We start from the raw sequence: 17743 nt of genomic DNA on the forward strand, positions 1-17743 counted from the left end.
ATCTAAATGCTTTATCCACACTCAGAGGCAGGAGGACTTGTTCGCAACGTCATTAACAAGCATTAACAATTCAGCCATCTCTGGATTTAATTAAACGCTTTAATACAAATTAATAACAAGTCATACACATACGTAACAAAAGCATTGATCTAGCTTTATAACTAACCATAAAAAAGGCAAATCATGTGAGAGAGATTCCTATTTCGAAGCATAATGCAATTAATACAGGGACAGAAAATATCATGGAATCCATAGGACAGGGGCTCATTAAGCTCAACCATAAAGGGCATATTACCTATGCCAATATGACAGCTTATCAATTGCTTAAATCTGTACCTGAAATTTTAATTGATAGTCATATTGACCAATGGTTTCGCTTTGAAGACAGTACTCAAGCCACCCATTATTCAATATTATCTCGCATTGAAGCGGCTTTAGATCAAAGCCCTAACATGGATAATGGTTATCAAGAAAAAGCATACGCTTCACCCATCTTGGCACCACAATTTACGGTAGAAATTACTTGCTCTAATCTTGCGATGACAAGCCCTACAGAACGTCTCATCTTATTTCAAGATATCAGCCAAAGGCAGGCCTTTGAAACCGAACTTAAGTATTTAGCCAATTTTGATTCGATGACTAAATTGCCTAACAGAACCTATTTCAACCAAGCCTTAACCCAAGCGTTAGAAAGCAACAAAAAAGACAAGCATCCCCTCTATTTATTTATGCTTGGATTAGATGGTTTTAAAGAGATCAATGACACGTTAGGCCACAACATAGGAGATCAAGTCCTTATCAGCGTTGCAGAACGCCTACAAAAAATATTACCTAAAGACAGCTTAATTGCGCGATTTGGCGGTGATGAATTTGCCTTGTTAAGCTCAAAGTTTACTCATAATGAAGCGCAATTGCTCGCCCAAGAGTTAATCCAGTTTATTGCCCTTCCATTCTCAATCTTTGATAACGAAATTTATATTGAAACCAGCATAGGCATTGCTGATAGCGATATTAGCAAGGCAGATAAATCTACCTTGTTACGGTTTGCAGATATTGCACTTAGCGAAGCAAAATTAGCAGGGAAAAATGGTTACAAGATATTTGCACCTGAAATGGCCCATAAAAAATCGGAAGAGGCAAAAATCAAACAAACTCTCAGACAAATTCTAGAAAACCAAGATCTTATTGTTCATTACCAACCCCAATACAATGTTATACAAGGTGATTTTATAGGCTTTGAAGCCCTCGCAAGATGGCCAGAATCAGAATATGGAAAACAGGTATCACCCGCTATATTTATTCCTCTAGCGGAGCAAAATCAATTAATTCATATTATAGGTGAACAGGTTCTTATACAAAGTTGTGAGCAACTCGCTTTTTGGCATGCAAGAAACCCAAATTGTCACTTTACTATTTCTGTCAATTTATCAGCCAAACAACTTAATCACCCTCTCTTTTTAGAGCGTTTAAAAGCCATTCTTCTTAACTATCATTTCCCACTTGAGAGGTTAGTATTTGAAATTACAGAGACAGCGATATTAGGTAATTTTGAAAGTATTATTCATAGTATTCAAACCATAAAAGACATGGGTATTCGGTTGGCGTTAGATGATTTTGGGACAGGCTACTCATCCTTAAATTACTTACAAAAATTGCCTTTTGATGTCATAAAAATCGATCAAAGTTTTACCCAGCAATTAGGTCAATGTAAAAAAACAGAAGCGCTCGTCAAAGCCATTATTACCATTGCAGATGCTTGTAATATGGACGTGATAGCCGAAGGTGTAGAAAGTAATATGCACCACCAGCATGTAGTCGCACTAGGTTGTAATAAAATTCAAGGATATTACTACAGCCCAGCATTGCCACAGCACTTACTGGAAGGCTATTGTGAATCACTTAAGCAACTTCAGTAAGTAACTTCAGTAAGTAACTAGAAAACGTCAAAATCACTAACGTCTTTCATAACACGCACTGCTCGATACTTCTGAGCTTTTAGGGAACTTTTTAGCACGTTTTTAGCACTTTTTAAGAGAGTTTTTTGAGATAATCTTTTTAAGACAACCTTAATATATTTAAAGTTCACTCAGGATTAAATGCGCGCCTTTTTCAGCTACCATCATCACAGGGGCGTTGATGTTGCCCGAGGTGATATTAGGAAAAATAGAGGCATCTATGACTCTCAATGCGCTGATACCATGAACTCTCAGCCTATCATCAACTACCGCATCAGCTGGGTTTGGCCCCATTTTGCAAGAACCACATAAGTGATAGATAGATCCACCTTTCTCACGAAAGTACTGCAACATACTCTCATCATCATTTACTTGGGATAAGGTCGGAATCACCTCTTCTTCGGTAATCTTCTGCAAAGCTTTGGCCTGCATCATTTTACGAATCAAGCGACTTCCTTGAATCACCTCATCCTTATCTTTTTGGGTCGATAAGTAATTTGGCTTGATCAAAGCCGCATCCAGAGGATCATTAGAAGCAAGCACGATAGTACCTGTGCTGGTAGGACGACAAGCATTAAATGCCAGTAAGAAACCAGAATAAGGCTCGGGCTCTAAGCTGGCATTAGGATCCACCGGAATCTGATAAGACATAGGGTTAAAGTAAAGCTGAATATTAGGCTCGGTTTCTTGCTCATTGCCTTTAAAAAAGCCACCTGCCTGATTCACACTCATAGATAAAGGACCCGTGCGATTAATCACATATTCAAGCCCTGCTTTAATCTGAGAAGCATACGATAAGAACACGTCGTTTAAGGTTTTTACTTTAGCGCGATAGTAATAACTCACACATAAATGATCCTGTAAGTTCTTCCCTACCCCAGGCAAATGATGTAAAGGGGTCACTTGCTTGGCTTCAAGTTCGTCTTTATCGCCAATACCAGATAATTGCAGAAGCTTAGGTGAATCAACAGCCCCCGCACACAGTATCACTTCTTTGTGAGCCTTAACCTCAACTAGCTTGCCTTCATGACGTACCAGTACACCTGTTGCACGATTAGCCTCATCTAGCGCTGCCTTTTCATTTAGCGCTGTCTTTTCATTTAGCACTATTTTTTCAACTTGGCTAACGCGCCAAAGTGTTAGATTAGCTCGCTTCAAGGCTGGCTTTAAATAAGCAATATTACTGGAGGATCTTTGACCATTTTTAATATTGGTCTCATACACTCCAGCCCCTTCGAATTCAGCCCCATTAAAATCATCATTTAAGGGGTAACCCAGCTCTTTCGCCGCCGCTAGATAGTCTTGGCAAATAGGGTGAGCCCCATCTTTCATTGGCAAGATACCTATCTTGCCTTGATCAGAATGATATGGAGTCTCACCAAGCGGGTGCTGTTCTAGCTTTTTAAAGTAAGGCAATACATCTTGATAAGACCAACCTTGATTACCCGCATTCGCCCAATCATCAAAGTCAGAGGCTTGGCCACGCACATAAATCATGGCATTGATCGAACCTGAGCCACCTTGCACCTTACCTCTTGGGGCATACAATTTACGTCCAGCCATTTCCTTTTCGGCTTCGCTGTAATACATATAATTGTATTTTGGGTTGTAGTAAGTTTTACCAAAACCCACAGGCAGCTTGATCCAAGGAGAGACATCTCTGCCCCCTGCTTCGATCAACAACACAGAATAGCGACCAGATTCGCTCAACCTGTCTGCCACAATACAGCCAGCAGACCCAGCGCCCACAATAATAAAATCAAATTCCATCATCACTTCTCCGGAATATGTTTCCACTCGGTTCCTGATTCTCGTTTCACATCATAAGGTCTTGGGTCCATGGAAAGATGCAAGGTTTTACCACGATAAGGAGAGCAAGCTTTTACTGCCTCCATATTAAGCTCAACCCCTAAACCAGGCTTATCAGAAGGAATAATATAGCCATCCTGCCAATTAATTTTTTCTTCTAGCACCTCAGCATGAAAACCATCCCAAGTACCTATACTTTCTTGGATCAAGAAGTTTGGCAGGGTCGCTGCTAATTGAATGCTGGCAGCCGCACCGACAGGGCCGTTATAAAGGTGAGGTGCGATTTGGGCATAATAGGCTTCGGCCATTCCGGCAATTTTCTTACCCTCTAAAATGCCGCCCACTCGGCCTAGATTCATTTGCAAAATCGAAGCCGCATTGTGTTTTAGAACATCATGGAATTCATACTTAGTAGTTAGCCTTTCACCTGTCGCCACTGGAATACTGGTTTTAGCAGCGACTCTTGCCATCGCTTCACTTTGACCTGGCGGTACTGGCTCTTCAAACCACATAGGGTCAAAAGGTTCCAAATGCTTAGCCAAACGCACCGCTGAAGCTGGCACCATCTGCCCGTGTGTACCAAAGAGTAAATCACAGCTATTACCCACAGCTTCACGAATACGACGACAAAAAGTGGCGGACTTTTCCATAGCTTCAAGGGAAATCATATGCCCAGAGTAAGCACTATAAGGGCCTGCTGGATCAAATTTTAAAGCAGTGAAACCACGCTCTTTTTCAGCTAAAGCACATTCAACAGCCAGCTCTACATTGTCGTAGTTATAGTCACCGTTTTTATCCTTAGGATAGAGGTAAGTGTATGAGCGTAGTTTGTCATTCACCTTGCCTCCTATCAGCTCGTACACAGGCTTACTCGCTGCCTTACCGATAATATCCCAGCAGGCCATCTCCAAACCACTGACAATCCCCATCATGGTTAAGTCAGGTCTTTGGGTAAAACCGCTTGAATAAGCTTCCCTAAAAAAACGTTCGATATGATGCGGATCCTGCCCTTTTAAAAAGCGCTCAAAGACGTCTTCTATGGCTTTCACCATCACCTCTGGGTGAAAGGTAGCGGCGTAGACTTCACCAACCCCGTCGATGCCAGCATCTGTTTTCAGGCTAACAAAAATCCAATACATCCCCCCTACATGAGGGGCTGGCGTGGCAACAATATGAGTATCACAATGGGTTACTTTCATGGTTAAGACTTCTTCTTAGCTGTCATAGATAGCTGTCATTGATTTAAGTTTAAGTGCTGCTAGCGTGCCTAAAGCACTGATTACTGCAATATAGCCAAAATACAGGTTATAGACGCTAATGCCTTCATAGCGAGCAGCAAAATAGCCGTTGATTTGAGGTAGAAAGATATCTGGCATGCAAATAAAAAGTGACCCCATGCAAAGCACAGGCATCACTTAATGACACTAAGGGTTAAGCCCTAGTAGTTGAGTACCACTAAACGGGTTTGTGTATATTCCAACATACCGTGCTTACCATCATCCCCACCTAGGCCAGAACGTTTCCAGCCAGCATGAAAGCCTTGGTAAGGATCAGCAGGTGTACGATTAATATAAATCTCACCCGCTTCAATATTGTTGGCTACCTTCATGGCGGTACGATAATTTTCTGTGTAGATAACCGATGCCAAACCAAACTGGTGATCATTCGCCAGCTCTAAAGCTTGATCCGCATCGGTATATTTAAGGACAGGTAAAACTGGGCCAAAGATCTCTTCTTGCACGATTTCCATATCTTGGCGGCAGTTAGTCAATAAAGTAGGAGGATAGAAGTGACCTTTACCTTCTGGGATATAGCCACCAACCTCTAGAGACGCGCCATCATCAATGGCCCTTTCAACCATTTGATGAATGTTTAAACGCGCATTCTCATTAATGAGCGGCCCCATAAAGCTGGCATCTTGTGCGCGATCACCAAACTGACGTTCGCTCATCTGCCCTTTTAGTAAGGCAACAAACTCATCATAAATGACTTCATGTACATAAACCCTTTCGATCGCAGTACAAAGCTGACCACAGTTAGTCGTTTTAGATGCCACTATCTCACGGGCCGCTTTTTCAAGGTCTGCATCTGCTTCAACAATGGCAGGTGATTTACCGCCTAATTCTAAAGAAGATTTGGCAATATTCACTTGAGAATACTCCAACACTTTACGGCCAGCGCCGACGCTACCAGTAAGGGTAATCATGCCAACTTTAGGGTGAGTACATACGCTCTCAGCAGTGGCGTGATCCATAGTTAGAATATTCACTACACCTGCTGGAATACCTGAATCTTGTACCGCTTTCGCAATTTCAAACGCTGAACTTGGGGTATTGTTACTTGGGCGTACCACCACACTGTTACCAGTAATTAAAGCCGGGGCAATTTTGCGCAACAGGGTGTAAACCGGATAGTTAAAAGGGATTAGGCAAGCCACCACACCAATCGGCTCTCTTTGCAGTAAGAGGTTTTCTGATGGTGAATCACTTGGAATAATTTCACCTTCAATACGACGCGCCCATTCAGCGTGATAACGGGTAATATCTGCCGCGTAAACCGCTTCGTTAGTCGCATCTTCAAGGCTTTTACCTGATTCTAATGCCAACGCTTGACCAATAGCGTCTTTACGGGCCAACAAAGCATCTGCCAATTTATGAAGGAAACCAGCACGCTCAATGCTGGTCAGTTGACGCCAGCCTTTCTGGGCTTTGGCAGCGATATCAACAGCACCCAGCGCATCTTCGGCACTGGCTAGTGCAACCTGAGCAACTTGTGCTTCATTTACTGGGCTATAAACAGGCATAGCCTTGCTTGTGATAGATGGAACAAATGCATTATTGATAAAATTTTGATCGCTTCTCATGGGTTCACCCTTTTACTGAATATGACCATGCTAAAACCTCCCACCTGCTTGAGTCAAAAAACATTCCATATGAGAAATTTTAATTCTATATATGAAATAATATCCTGAAAGCCTTATAATTCGGGTCTTTAAGCTTAGCTCAATTTTTCAATAATCAGCCACTGAGTTCACTCTTAAAGAGAAAAAAGCAACGCAAGCCAGCTATCGTCTATGGTTAGCTTAAAATCAAAAAATTGTATTTTTTTCATTTTATTTTCCCTTAGGGAATCAGGTTTAAAAAAGTGGGATTAATTCAGAGCGTTTTACGCAAGTTTTTCCATATATAGAATTTTAAATCTATGAGTCACATCACTTTTAGGATCAAGCTATGCCAGAAAGAGAAAAGTCAGAGAAAGAGAAGTCGAAAGCCCCAGCAGTAGATAGTTCAGTACTTATTATGGACCTTCTTGCCAGCGCTAATTATCCTATGACATTGTCTGAAATCTGTGAACAAACCGGCATCCCTTCTGCCAGTGGCCATCGCATTATTAATACCCTGTTAGAACACCAAATGGTGGCCCATGACCCAAGTCGTAAAAAGTCTTACTGCATAGGTGCAAAGATCTTTCAAATTGCCTCTACCATTTACAACAAGCAGAGCATCATCCCCTTCTTTTATCCTATTGCAGAAATCCTTAAAAACGAGATCCATAAAACCATCTTTTTAAGCGTGCCAGTGGGCAATACCATAGTGGTGGTGTCTAAGTTAGAAACCTCATTAAACTGTGCGTTTAATATCTTTATTGGCCAAACCATGCCCCTTTATCAATCCGCATCAGGGAAAGCGATCCTCTCTATGCGCAGCACTGAGTTTCAGCAAACTTACCTAGCCTCAGAGAAAAAGGTTAACCCACAAATCAAACAAGAGTGGCAGACAGTTCAAGAAGAATTAGATAGAGCGAAACGCTTAGGTTATGCCGTCACTCACGGGGAAATAGAAGCCGGTGTCAGCTGTATTTCAGCACCAATTTTAAACTTACGAAATGAGCCAGTTGCCGCCATCAGTGCCAGTATTAGTGGTGATTATCTGGACCAGCAAGAAGCCAGAGATAATGCAAAAAAACTCATACAGGCGGCACGTCAGTTATCCTCAAGAATTGGCTAGATGTGACGATTGCCCCATAATTTTATAAATAAAATGAGTAACAACTAAAAGCCATTACTCATTGCTCAATATCCCTATCGGTGCGTCAAATCACCGATAAAATCGACCGCCTCATCCTTAGCTAAACGCCACCAGCTTCTTGCTTCTAAACGTGTTAGCCAAGCCACTAAATGTGGGTAATTATCTAGTGGCATGCCAGCTTCTTGATGGAACATGAAAAGTGCGGCGACTGAGATATCAGCCACACTCACGTCATCACCACATAAATAAGTATTTTGGGCGAGTGCCTGCTCTAGCACTTGACAACTTTTAGAAAACTTACCTAGCTGCTCTTCATCGGGTTCATGGGCTCTGTGAACACCCCAATGAGGTAAGAGAACACGATTAAAGTGATAACCCGCCCTATCGATACCCGTATCACTTGCCTGCCAAAACAACCAAGACATAACAGCAGATCCTTGACTTAATTTGGCTAATTCAGGCACTGCCTGAACTTGAGGAAGACCAAGTAAATACAGCAAGATGGCATTGGATTCTGTCACTGTTTCTCCACGTGCAGCATTCACTAAAACGGGAATTTTCCTCTTAGGATTAATCGCTAAAAAATCCGCCTGACTCTGCTCTCTTTTTTGTAACTGAATTAGCCTTTGCTCTATGCCTAAATCGAGAAAAGGCTTGATATAAGCCTCTAATAAAGCCACCTTCAGCGCATTTGTCGTAACAGGATAAGTGTATAACTGCATTATTCACCTCGATTAAAAAATAAATGCGTATGCATGAATTTACTTATTTATTTGAGTGATAGTTCATCTTCATAAAAACTTAGCAATCAGCTTTTAAAAGATACGATTTTGTTACTTAACTCATGCAATAGCTGGCTTGTTTCAGGCCCTAAATGAGCGGCTAAATCATCCTGTGCTTGTCGCCAAGGAATCATACACTGATCAAATAACGACTTACCTTCTGGTGTGAGCATCAGCCACTTTTCCTTCTTGTTTTTGCCTTCACTCACCAGAATATAGCCATCTCTAATCAAGGGTTTTAATGCCCGAGAAACGGTAGGTTGTTCCATGGAAAGGTGTTGTTGTAAGTCTTTAGCACTGGCTTTTTGCATCACATCTATCACTCTCAACACAGAAAACTGAGTTGAACGAATACCTAAAACAGACAAACGGTCGTTATAGGCTTGGCTGATAATACGGTCAGCACGGCGAATAGATAAAGCTAAGCAAGGTTCAATTTTATTTTTCATTACTTAAAAATACATGCATACGCATTAAACTGCAAATTTATCTTCATTTATGGTGGAGATTTTACCTCCTAAGTTGCAGTCTAGAATCATTAAACCACTACAATAAAATTAGCCCAGAGTGAATGCTAAAAGTCAGTCAGATCGCGGGATTTTTGTTGATTATCTTTGGAGGTTGGCAGCTAATCAGTTTGATTTAATAAAAATATAATTAGACAAACAGTCCAATTATAGATAAATTGTAAAAAATAATTTATCTATTGCTTAATATATTGGAAGCTAAGATGTCTGATTCTCTTCAAAATTACAGAGTGTTATGTAAAGCCATTTCACTCTTATTGCCCAATCAACTTGAGGTCGTCATACACGATTTAGGCTCAGGCAAAATTGCTCATATCGAGAACCCTTATTCCAACCGAAAAGTGGGTGATGACTCACTGATTGATGAAGATGAGCTCACCACAGAAATTGATAACAAGGCCATTATTGGGCCCTATTCGAAATCCACCCCAGAAGGTGAAAGCACAAAATCGATTACCAGCGTATTAAGAGATGATAAAGGCGTCGCAACCCACCTACTTTGCATCAATATGAAAACCGGTTTGCTAGCACAATCTGCCAAGCTACTGGCATCGCTAATCGATTTTGAATCAAAGCAACAAAGCCCAGCCCTTATGGGCTCAGATTGGCGCGAAAATGCAAACCAAATCATAGCTAAAACCTTGGCCGAACTTGGGATGGCAATGCATGCAACAAGCAAAGCAGACAAGCTCAAGATAGTTACGGCCCTAGAAGCCAATCAGATTTTTCAAGTAAGAGGTTCTAGCGACTATGTTGCCAAGGCTTTTGGTATCTCAAGAGCCAGCTTATACACCCTTTTACGAGATGTTCGACAGCACTGATCGTTCAATTAATGCAACAAATACGCTATTCAACATTTAGCTTAAACGGAGAGTTTGATAATGATGACGTCCCCAAAACCTATGCGTGATTTTTCTTTAGAAGTCTTTTTTTCCAAGTGGGAATTTAAAGCCAAACACCATATGACAGCCTCAGATTTAGAAACCCTGACATTGAGCCAACTATTGGCCATGGCAAATGAGGAAGACAGAGAGAAGTATAACAATCTCACATTAGGTTATACGGAAACATGGGGCGCGCCTGAATTACGCGAACTCATCGCAGGCACTTATCAAACCATGCAAAAAGACAATATTCTTTGCCTAGCAGGTGCAGGCGAAGGTATTTATGCCCTAGCAAGATGCTTACTCACAGAAAAAGACCACGTCATAGTGCCTACTCCAAATTACCAAAGCGCTGAGACTATCCCTTTAGCCATTTGCGAGGTAACAGGTGTCCCTCTCATCGAAGATAACACTGGCCAGAGTAAAGGCGGTTGGAAACTGGATATTGAAGGGATTAGAGCCGCTATACGCCCTAATACCAAGCTATTATCAATCAACTTTCCCCATAACCCCACGGGGCATGTATTGAGCGTAAAAGAGCTCGAAGACATCATCACTTTATGCCGAGAAAATGATATCTACCTTTTCAGTGACGAAGTTTACCGTGGGGTCGAGCTCAATTCAGATGATCAAATGCCACAAATAGCAGATCTCTATGAAAAAGGCATTTCCCTTAATGTCATGTCTAAAGCCTATGGGTTACCCGGTCTTAGAATTGGTTGGATCGCTTCACAAGATAAAGAGGTACTACTAAAAGTAGAACGTTATAAACACTTCTTGTCTATTTGTAACTCAGCGCCTTCTGAACAACTGGCCATCATTGCCTTAAAAAACAAAGACGCGATTTTAGCTCGCAACCTTAACTTGATGCAGCGTAATGTGGCAGAGTTAGAACAACTTTTTGCGGACTACCCGGGCATCATTGATTGGCAACGTCCTTTAGGGGGTTGTGTTGCCTTCCCTCGCTATATTGGCCCTGGCAATGTGGAAGACTTTTGTAAATCACTCCTTGAAGAGAGCGGCATCTTATTATTGCCCGCCTCCATTTATGCCTCTGACTTGAATGAGGTATCTAAAGACAGATTCCGACTTGGTTTTGGCAGAGATAAGGTATTCACTGAAGGCCTCAAAGCCATGCGCCAGCACTTTGAAGCTAACTTCTCTGATCTGTAACCTTCAATCTGTAACCCTCAACCTGTAACCCTCAACCTGTAACCCTCAACCTGTAACCCTCAACCTGTAACACCGAGATTCAGGATTATAAGGAGTCTAAGGAGTCTAAGATGCACGTTATTCCGTTAGCAGATATTCGCCCAGCTTTATCTTTTACAGCGGCAATAGATGCCGTAAAAGAGATCTTTATTGATTATTCAAAGGGCTTAATTGAACAACCTGAACCAATGCAAATTCTATTTAAAGAATCCAATGGTGCTTTTTTTGGTGACTGTCATGTTAAGGCTGCTCAACATAGCGAGCAGCCTTATTTTGTCATCAAGGTGGCCTCTGGTTTTTATCAGAATACGGCAAAAGGCCTAGCTGCTAACAATGGTTTAGTGCTTGTAATGTCTGCACAAACAGGCGTACCCGTAGCATTACTCCAAGATGAAGGCTGGTTAACTCAGGTTCGCACAGCGGCAGCAGGCGCCTTAGCCGCTTCTTTAAAACCTGTATGCGAAGATGCTTGTTTAGGTTTAGTCGGTGCTGGCACTCAAGCTTATCTTCAAGCCCAGATGATTAGTCAAAAGCTCGGCATCAAAAAAGTGGCTATCTATGCTCGAAACTTAGAAGAAAGCAAATCCTTCAAACAAAGGCTCGAAGCAGAATCAGGGCTCATAGTCGAAGTTTTGCAAAGTGTACGAGAGGTGTGTCATACAAGCCAAATACTAGTCACTGCCACACCTTCAAGTACTGCACTGGTTCAAGTTGAAGATCTTCCTAAAGAACTTCATATTGTGGCGGTTGGGGCTGATAGCCCGGGGAAATCTGAAATCGCGCCAGATGTGCTGGCTAACGCCGATATTCTGGTCACAGATAACCACGAACAATGCCTACATCATGGTGATTTTGGGAATGCGGTACGCGCTGGTATTATTGCTGAAGACAGTGATGTTGAGCTAGGGCATTTACTTGCAGGCAAGAGAAACGACATAGATTTTGCTAAAGCCAATATCAGTGTCGTAGATCTCACAGGCATTGGTGCTCAAGATCTTGCGGTAGCAAGCGTGGTGGTTGATCAACTCGCTTTATAATACTTTCCCATAATGAATAAAGAGCATTAGCCAACTTAACTCCCTAAGTTGGCATTTAATCTAAAGATAACCTCACCCCTGCCCTATCGCTTTCGCAAGCTTCTGCTCCATTTTACGATAGGCGAGAGATTCCATTAGGTGTCGACGCTCTACCAGATCAGCTTGGCTTAAATCAGAGAGAGTAAGAGCCACTTTTAGCACTCTATGATAGGCCCTTGCGGATAAACCCAGCTTGTCTAAAGCCCCTTGCATAAAAGCTTTATCACTTTCATTTAAAGCACAAATTGCTTCTAATTCACGGCCATTTAGTTGAGCATTTAAGCAGCCTTGGCGTGCTCTTTGTCTTGTAACAGCCTGCTCGACCCGTTCTCGAATGGAAGCGCTGCTTTCCCCCGTTTCACCAGCATTTACCAAGACATTGGAAGGCAAAGGTGGCACTTCTACATGTAGATCGATCCTATCTAAGAATGGCGCTGAGAGTTTACGTAAATAACCTTGGCTGGCCATTGAGCCATAATAATCATCCCCTTGATAAGCTTCATTGCTCGCATTCATAGCAGCGACCAATTGAAAACGTGCGGGATAACAGACTTGTCCGCGAGCTCGAGATAAATGTATCTCACCATTTTCTAAAGGCTCTCTTAATACCTCTAAGACTTTACGGTCGAACTCAGGCAATTCATCCAGAAAAAGCACGCCACAATGGGCTAAAGAGATTTCACCTGGCTTAGGGACAGAGCCACCTGTAAGAAACATAGTTAAGTGATAATATAAACTAAATTCTATAGGTATTTAATAATGAGTAAGCCTTTTCATTCATCAGAAGCTAGAAAGATAGGGATAACGAATAGAAGTGTTTCCGGTGTTGTCCCAGATATTGGCTCTTATGAATCAACGCTTGAACGTGACTTTATGGAAAGACTCCGTTTTGAGCCTAATTTTAAAAAAATCACTCCACAGCCTATTACTATCCATTATGAAAACCACAGTCAAAAGCCAAGATCTTATACACCAGATGGCCTACTTTTTTTCAAAGAAGACTGCCATATAAGACCTATTTTATATGAAATAAAATATAGAGAAGACTTTAAAAAGTCGTGGAGAGAGCTTCTTCCTAAATTCAGAGCTGCAAAAAAATTTGCAATATCTCGCGGATGGTCTTTCAAAGTATTTACAGAAACAGATGTTAGAACACCATACCTAGATAATGCTAAGTTCTTGTGGCCATACAAGCACACAGTTATCGAAAAGGAGATGGAAACACATATCCTTTCATTATTGAGAGATTTACAGGAAGCTGATCCAGACTTGCTACTAACAGCGCTATGCAGCTCTCCTTATAACAGAGCAAAAATGATTCCGATCATTTGGACCCTCATTGCGAACCAAAGAATTGATTGTGACCTAGATCAACCACTCACTATGAGCAATAGAATTTGGGTTAAGGAGATATGATGAAAACTATTCAACCAGGTCAATTAATCTATTGGAAAGGAAGTGCTGCAATAGTCCTTGAGTTCAAAGGTTTTCAAGAGCTGATTGTACGTTCTGTTGAATCAGGGAAAACCGATATTGTTCATCTAAGAGAGATATCTTTACGCTTACCGTCCGACATAAATAAGCCTAGAAGCGCTCATTTAGTCGCAGAAGATAAAGAATGGAATAAAGCACTAGAACGGTTTGAAATAATTAAGCCTCTTCTATCTATTCACCATAGAAGTGCAGAACAAGTTCAGCAGGTTGCTAAGAAACACAGTAAGGGAGTTGCAACAATATACCGTTGGATTAAGCAATTTGAGGAAACTGGTCTGGTTTCTTCTTTGCTTCGTCAAAAAAGAACAGATAGCGGAGAAACCAAGCTAGATAAGGAAGTTGAAGAATTAATAGGAACATTGATACAAGAGGAATACCTTCAAGAAGAAAGGAAATCTATCACAAAAGTGTTCAATTTAATTAAAGCTGAATGTAAGAATCTTGACCTTCCTGTTCCTCATCAAAATACGGTATATGCTCGAGTTCAAAAACTTGAAGATAAAGAGGTTTTAAAAAAACGATTAGGGGCAAAGATATCGAAGCAAAAGCACACGCCTACTCCTGGTAAGTTTCCAGGTGCAGATTACCCTAACGCCGTTGTGCAAATTGACCACACTCCAGTAGATTTAATTATCGTAGACGAACTCCATAGGTTACCTATTGGTAGACCCTATTTAACCATTTCAATCGATGTCGCTACTAAGATGATTAGTGGATTTAAAATGACCCTTGATCCCCCAGGGTCATCTTCTGCTGGCTTATGTATAGCTAATGCAATACTGCCTAAAGAAAACTGGCTTGCTAAACGAGATATTGAAGTTGAATGGCCTATTTATGGGAAAATGCAAAAAATACACGTAGATAACGCAAAAGAATTTCATGGGAATATGCTAAAACGCGCCTGCCAACAACATGGAATAATCTTAGAGTTTAGGCCTAAAGGTCAGCCAAACTATGGACCTCATGTCGAGAGAGCGTTTCGTACATTTATGCAAGAGACACATACTCTCCCTGGAACAACATTTTCTAATGTAAAAGAAAAATTAAATTACAACTCTGAAGGTAAAGCGGTCATGACACTTTCAGAACTAGAGCTTTGGTTTACCATATTTCTTGTGTACTGCTACCACCATAGACCACATAGAGGAATCAATAAAATTCCACCTATCAAGCTTTATATGGAGTGCATTTTTGGAGATAAAGATAAGCCTGGCATTGGTTTACCAGCACCGATAGAAGATGAAGAGACATTACGACTAGATTTTACACCGTACATTGAAAGAACAATTCAACGACAAGGTGTCGAAATTGATTATGTGCATTACTACTCAGATGCACTAAGGAAGTGGATTGGAACTGCCGATGATGAGAATCCAACAAAGTCGAAAAAATTCATTTTCGCTAGAGATCCTAGAGATATTAGCACCATTTATTTCTTTGACCCAGATACAAGTAGATATATTCCAATTCCATATCTGAATACCTCTCGGCCCACTATCAGTTTATGGGAACTAAAGGCTGTAAAAAAACGACTCATTGAAGAGAATGATGCTTACGTTATTGATGAAGAAGTTATCTTCAGAGGCATCAAAAAAATGAGAGAAATCGAGGCTCAAGCCATTGAAAAAACACGTTTATCAAAACAACAACGAGCGACAGAAAAACGAAAACGAAGAATGGCTGAAAGACGTAAAAACTGGGAAGTAGAGCATGAAACCACCTCTCACAAAGCTGAAGTATTGCCGAATGAGACTGCAGATGAACTTCTTGACGATATAGAGCCTTTCAATGATGTCGAACTTTATTAATAGGAGTAAACAATGAAGGAATTTCCGCATTTACATCCTCGTTGTGCTGAGAAAATGAGCCTGTCTACTGAAGAGCGGTTAACAGAAATTTCTTCTCCAAGGTGGATTGGTTACCCCAAGGCGCATCAAATATTACAAAAATTTGAAGACCTACTCCGTCACCCTAGAGTCGCTAGGATGCCAAATTTAATGCTTGTGGGTAGAACAAATAATGGTAAAACAGATTTAGTCCAAAGGTTTTGCCAGTCTCACTTACCGGACCCTAATGCTGAAGGTGGAAGAATCATCGCACCTGTCATGTATATTCAGGCTCCGCCATCCCCTAATGAAGCAGACTTGTATGCAACTATTTTATCTTCTATATACGAACGGGTTCCTTCAGCCTCTACTTCTGCAAAAAGAACAAGAACAATCCAAGTGCTCAAAGATATTGGAGTAAAAGTACTTTGTATTGATGAATTACATAATTCTTTAGCTGGATCGACACTCAAAAGGCAACACTTTCTAAACGCTATTAAAAACTTAGGAAACGAATTAAGAATATCTTTTATAGCATGCGGAACTGAGGATATATTAAGAGCAATAAGTATTGACCCTCAAATACAAAATCGCTTCCAGCCAATTCTTTTACCAAAATGGAAGTTTGATCAAGATTATAGGCAATTATTAAGAACATTCGAGGCAGTACTGCCTTTAAAAGAGCCTTCGAATTTACACTCAGGATTACTTGGTAGAAAAATTTATGCGACATCAGAAGGAAGTATTGGTGAACTTTCTTTACTTTTAAATCAAGCTGCCTCGTTTGCTTTAAATTCTGGAGAGGAAAAAATCACTACTGACATCATATCAAGCTGTGGTTATACACCACCAAGCGACCGATCACGAGAAGCCAGCCGGAATATTTAGCTATGCTTTTACCTATGCATCCTAAACCATTTGAAAACGAACTGTTGTCATCTTGGGTCACTCGCATAGCATTAGAAAATGGTCTTTATACCCACGCACTTTATAAAAGTTGTCTTGGATTAGATTCTTCCATTTTCATTAGGGATATCGACAAATTTTTTGTGCCAAACTTAGTTGATAGTTTAGAACAAAGTACAGGGCTTACTTCTGACAAAATTAAAAAGTTAATGCTAACAGGCTTCGAAGGCCGCATTACTGAGAAAATAATTATTAATAGCGCTTCACGGTGGATATTGCCTTTAGGTATTTACCATAGGACTAGAAAAAATAAAGGTGTCGTTTACTGCCCACAATGCTTCGCTGAAACCCCAGTTAAATACTATAAGCGCATTTGGAGACTGTCTTTTGTAGTGATGTGCGAGAAACACCTTTGCTTACTAAGAGACTGTTGTCCTCATTGTGAAAGACCAATTGATTATCAACGACTTGGAATTGGAAAAACACAGTTCGAAACTCCCTCCAATGACCTTGGGTTATGTGGTTCATGTACGCTCCCTCTATGGACTAACTGTAGCTCAGAAATACCTTCTGAATATATAGAGCTAACCGGTGCATATTTATCATTTTTGAAAGCCTTCACTTTAAACCAACCTTGTATCCCCCTTCTAAAACAACCAATGGAATTGCAAGAATTTAATGGTTTATGGGTTTTAATCAGCTCAATACTAAGAAAACATTACTTTAATAGCGGTGTTAGAGCTAACATCCTGAAGTTTACTGGAATAGACATTCATTCAAGCACAGGCACACACGTAAGCTTTGATCAACGCCCGATAGAGGAAAGGTTTAAAATTCTATTAGCTATCTTTTGGATTTTAGACAAGTGGCCCGATAGGCTTCTTCAACTAGCCGGTGGTACCATCTATTCAAAATCAGCCTTTAAAGACCTTTCAGAATCTCCTCCATTTTGGCTAAACACTGTTATCCATAGGCATCTTGATAAAACGATATACTCAGCAACTGACGATGAACTATTGAATATCGAAAACTATTTGATGACACATTCAATTGTTCCTACAACAAAGACTATCGCTCTTTTTGCTAATATGAATAAAGGGACCTGTCGAGATAAATTAAAAACTCTCAGGTAACTAAGTTATTGCTTCAATAGATAAAATTTTCAATCAAAAGCATTATTGTTATTGACAAGTAATCACAATCTTCATAAACATAGCTAATTGATAATAGCTTTGTGTGAGGAA

The 17743-nt window shown here is 40.7% G+C and carries 16 protein-coding genes; 9 read left to right on the plus strand and 7 right to left on the minus strand.

Annotated features, from left to right (window positions below; genetic code table 11):
- Window positions 1–185: 185 nt before the first annotated feature.
- Window positions 186–1916, plus strand: coding sequence for an EAL domain-containing protein (locus tag MED121_RS06640; protein WP_036178874.1), 1731 nt, complete (start codon window positions 186–188; stop codon window positions 1914–1916).
- A gap of 159 nt (window positions 1917–2075) precedes the next feature.
- Here MED121_RS06640 and MED121_RS06645 read toward each other — a convergent pair whose 3' ends face one another.
- The 4 genes from MED121_RS06645 to aldA all read right to left on the minus strand — a co-directional run bounded on the left by MED121_RS06645 (window position 2076) and on the right by aldA (window position 6627).
- On the minus strand, window positions 2076–3752 hold the full coding sequence (locus tag MED121_RS06645; protein ID WP_207382777.1) for a GMC family oxidoreductase N-terminal domain-containing protein: 1677 nt from the start codon (window positions 3750–3752) through the stop codon (window positions 2076–2078).
- Complete coding sequence (locus MED121_RS06650; protein ID WP_009832875.1) at window positions 3728–4963, minus strand: mandelate racemase/muconate lactonizing enzyme family protein; 1236 nt, start codon at window positions 4961–4963, stop codon at window positions 3728–3730. Before MED121_RS06650 ends, MED121_RS06645 begins: the two co-directional genes overlap by 25 nt.
- A gap of 15 nt (window positions 4964–4978) precedes the next feature.
- Window positions 4979–5140 (minus strand): hypothetical protein, encoded by a 162-nt coding sequence (locus tag MED121_RS24385; RefSeq protein ID WP_165474612.1) that lies wholly within the window; start codon window positions 5138–5140, stop codon window positions 4979–4981.
- A gap of 62 nt (window positions 5141–5202) precedes the next feature.
- The gene (aldA, locus tag MED121_RS06660) at window positions 5203–6627 is read right to left on the minus strand and encodes an aldehyde dehydrogenase (protein ID WP_009832877.1); all 1425 of its coding nucleotides are present in this window, start codon (window positions 6625–6627) and stop codon (window positions 5203–5205) included.
- A 367-nt stretch (window positions 6628–6994) separates the two neighbouring features.
- Here aldA and MED121_RS06665 point away from each other — a divergent pair, with 367 nt between their 5' ends.
- Window positions 6995–7771: an IclR family transcriptional regulator gene (locus tag MED121_RS06665; RefSeq protein WP_009832878.1), complete on the plus strand. Its 777-nt coding sequence runs from the start codon at window positions 6995–6997 to the stop codon at window positions 7769–7771.
- A 74-nt stretch (window positions 7772–7845) separates the two neighbouring features.
- Here MED121_RS06665 and MED121_RS06670 read toward each other — a convergent pair whose 3' ends face one another.
- Complete coding sequence (locus tag MED121_RS06670; RefSeq protein ID WP_009832879.1) at window positions 7846–8514, minus strand: glutathione S-transferase family protein; 669 nt, start codon at window positions 8512–8514, stop codon at window positions 7846–7848.
- An 86-nt stretch (window positions 8515–8600) separates the two neighbouring features.
- Window positions 8601–9023 (minus strand): MarR family winged helix-turn-helix transcriptional regulator, encoded by a 423-nt coding sequence (locus MED121_RS06675; RefSeq protein WP_009832880.1) that lies wholly within the window; start codon window positions 9021–9023, stop codon window positions 8601–8603.
- Window positions 9024–9304: 281 nt separating this feature from the next.
- On the opposite strand from MED121_RS06675, the gene MED121_RS06680 reads away from it, so the two are divergent.
- From MED121_RS06680 to MED121_RS06690, 3 genes are all read left to right on the plus strand, one after another.
- Window positions 9305–9922 (plus strand): PAS domain-containing protein, encoded by a 618-nt coding sequence (locus MED121_RS06680; RefSeq protein WP_009832881.1) that lies wholly within the window; start codon window positions 9305–9307, stop codon window positions 9920–9922.
- Window positions 9923–9982: 60 nt separating this feature from the next.
- Complete coding sequence (locus tag MED121_RS06685) at window positions 9983–11158, plus strand: aminotransferase class I/II-fold pyridoxal phosphate-dependent enzyme (protein WP_036178877.1); 1176 nt, start codon at window positions 9983–9985, stop codon at window positions 11156–11158.
- A 110-nt stretch (window positions 11159–11268) separates the two neighbouring features.
- On the plus strand, window positions 11269–12234 hold the full coding sequence (locus MED121_RS06690) for an ornithine cyclodeaminase (protein WP_009832883.1): 966 nt from the start codon (window positions 11269–11271) through the stop codon (window positions 12232–12234).
- Window positions 12235–12306: 72 nt separating this feature from the next.
- On the opposite strand, the gene MED121_RS06695 is transcribed toward MED121_RS06690, so the two are convergent.
- The gene (locus MED121_RS06695; protein WP_009832884.1) at window positions 12307–12990 is read right to left on the minus strand and encodes an ATP-binding protein; all 684 of its coding nucleotides are present in this window, start codon (window positions 12988–12990) and stop codon (window positions 12307–12309) included.
- Window positions 12991–13032: 42 nt separating this feature from the next.
- On the opposite strand from MED121_RS06695, the gene MED121_RS06700 reads away from it, so the two are divergent.
- The 4 genes from MED121_RS06700 to MED121_RS06715 are packed head-to-tail and all read left to right on the plus strand — an operon-like array spanning window position 13033 to window position 17632.
- Window positions 13033–13689 carry a heteromeric transposase endonuclease subunit TnsA gene (locus tag MED121_RS06700; RefSeq protein WP_009832885.1) on the plus strand — a complete coding sequence of 219 codons (657 nt, stop codon included), beginning with the start codon at window positions 13033–13035 and terminating at the stop codon, window positions 13687–13689.
- The gene (locus tag MED121_RS06705) at window positions 13689–15575 is read left to right on the plus strand and encodes a Mu transposase C-terminal domain-containing protein (RefSeq protein WP_116371564.1); all 1887 of its coding nucleotides are present in this window, start codon (window positions 13689–13691) and stop codon (window positions 15573–15575) included. The genes MED121_RS06700 and MED121_RS06705 overlap by 1 nt, the downstream gene beginning before the upstream one ends.
- A gap of 12 nt (window positions 15576–15587) precedes the next feature.
- The gene (locus tag MED121_RS06710) at window positions 15588–16481 is read left to right on the plus strand and encodes a TniB family NTP-binding protein (RefSeq protein WP_009832887.1); all 894 of its coding nucleotides are present in this window, start codon (window positions 15588–15590) and stop codon (window positions 16479–16481) included.
- Window positions 16482–16483: 2 nt separating this feature from the next.
- Complete coding sequence (locus MED121_RS06715; protein ID WP_009832888.1) at window positions 16484–17632, plus strand: TniQ family protein; 1149 nt, start codon at window positions 16484–16486, stop codon at window positions 17630–17632.
- Window positions 17633–17743 lie beyond the last annotated feature (111 nt).

It is taken from the genome of Marinomonas sp. MED121 (assembly GCF_000153025.1).
In the GTDB taxonomy this organism is placed as follows: Bacteria; Pseudomonadota; Gammaproteobacteria; order Pseudomonadales; family Marinomonadaceae; genus Marinomonas.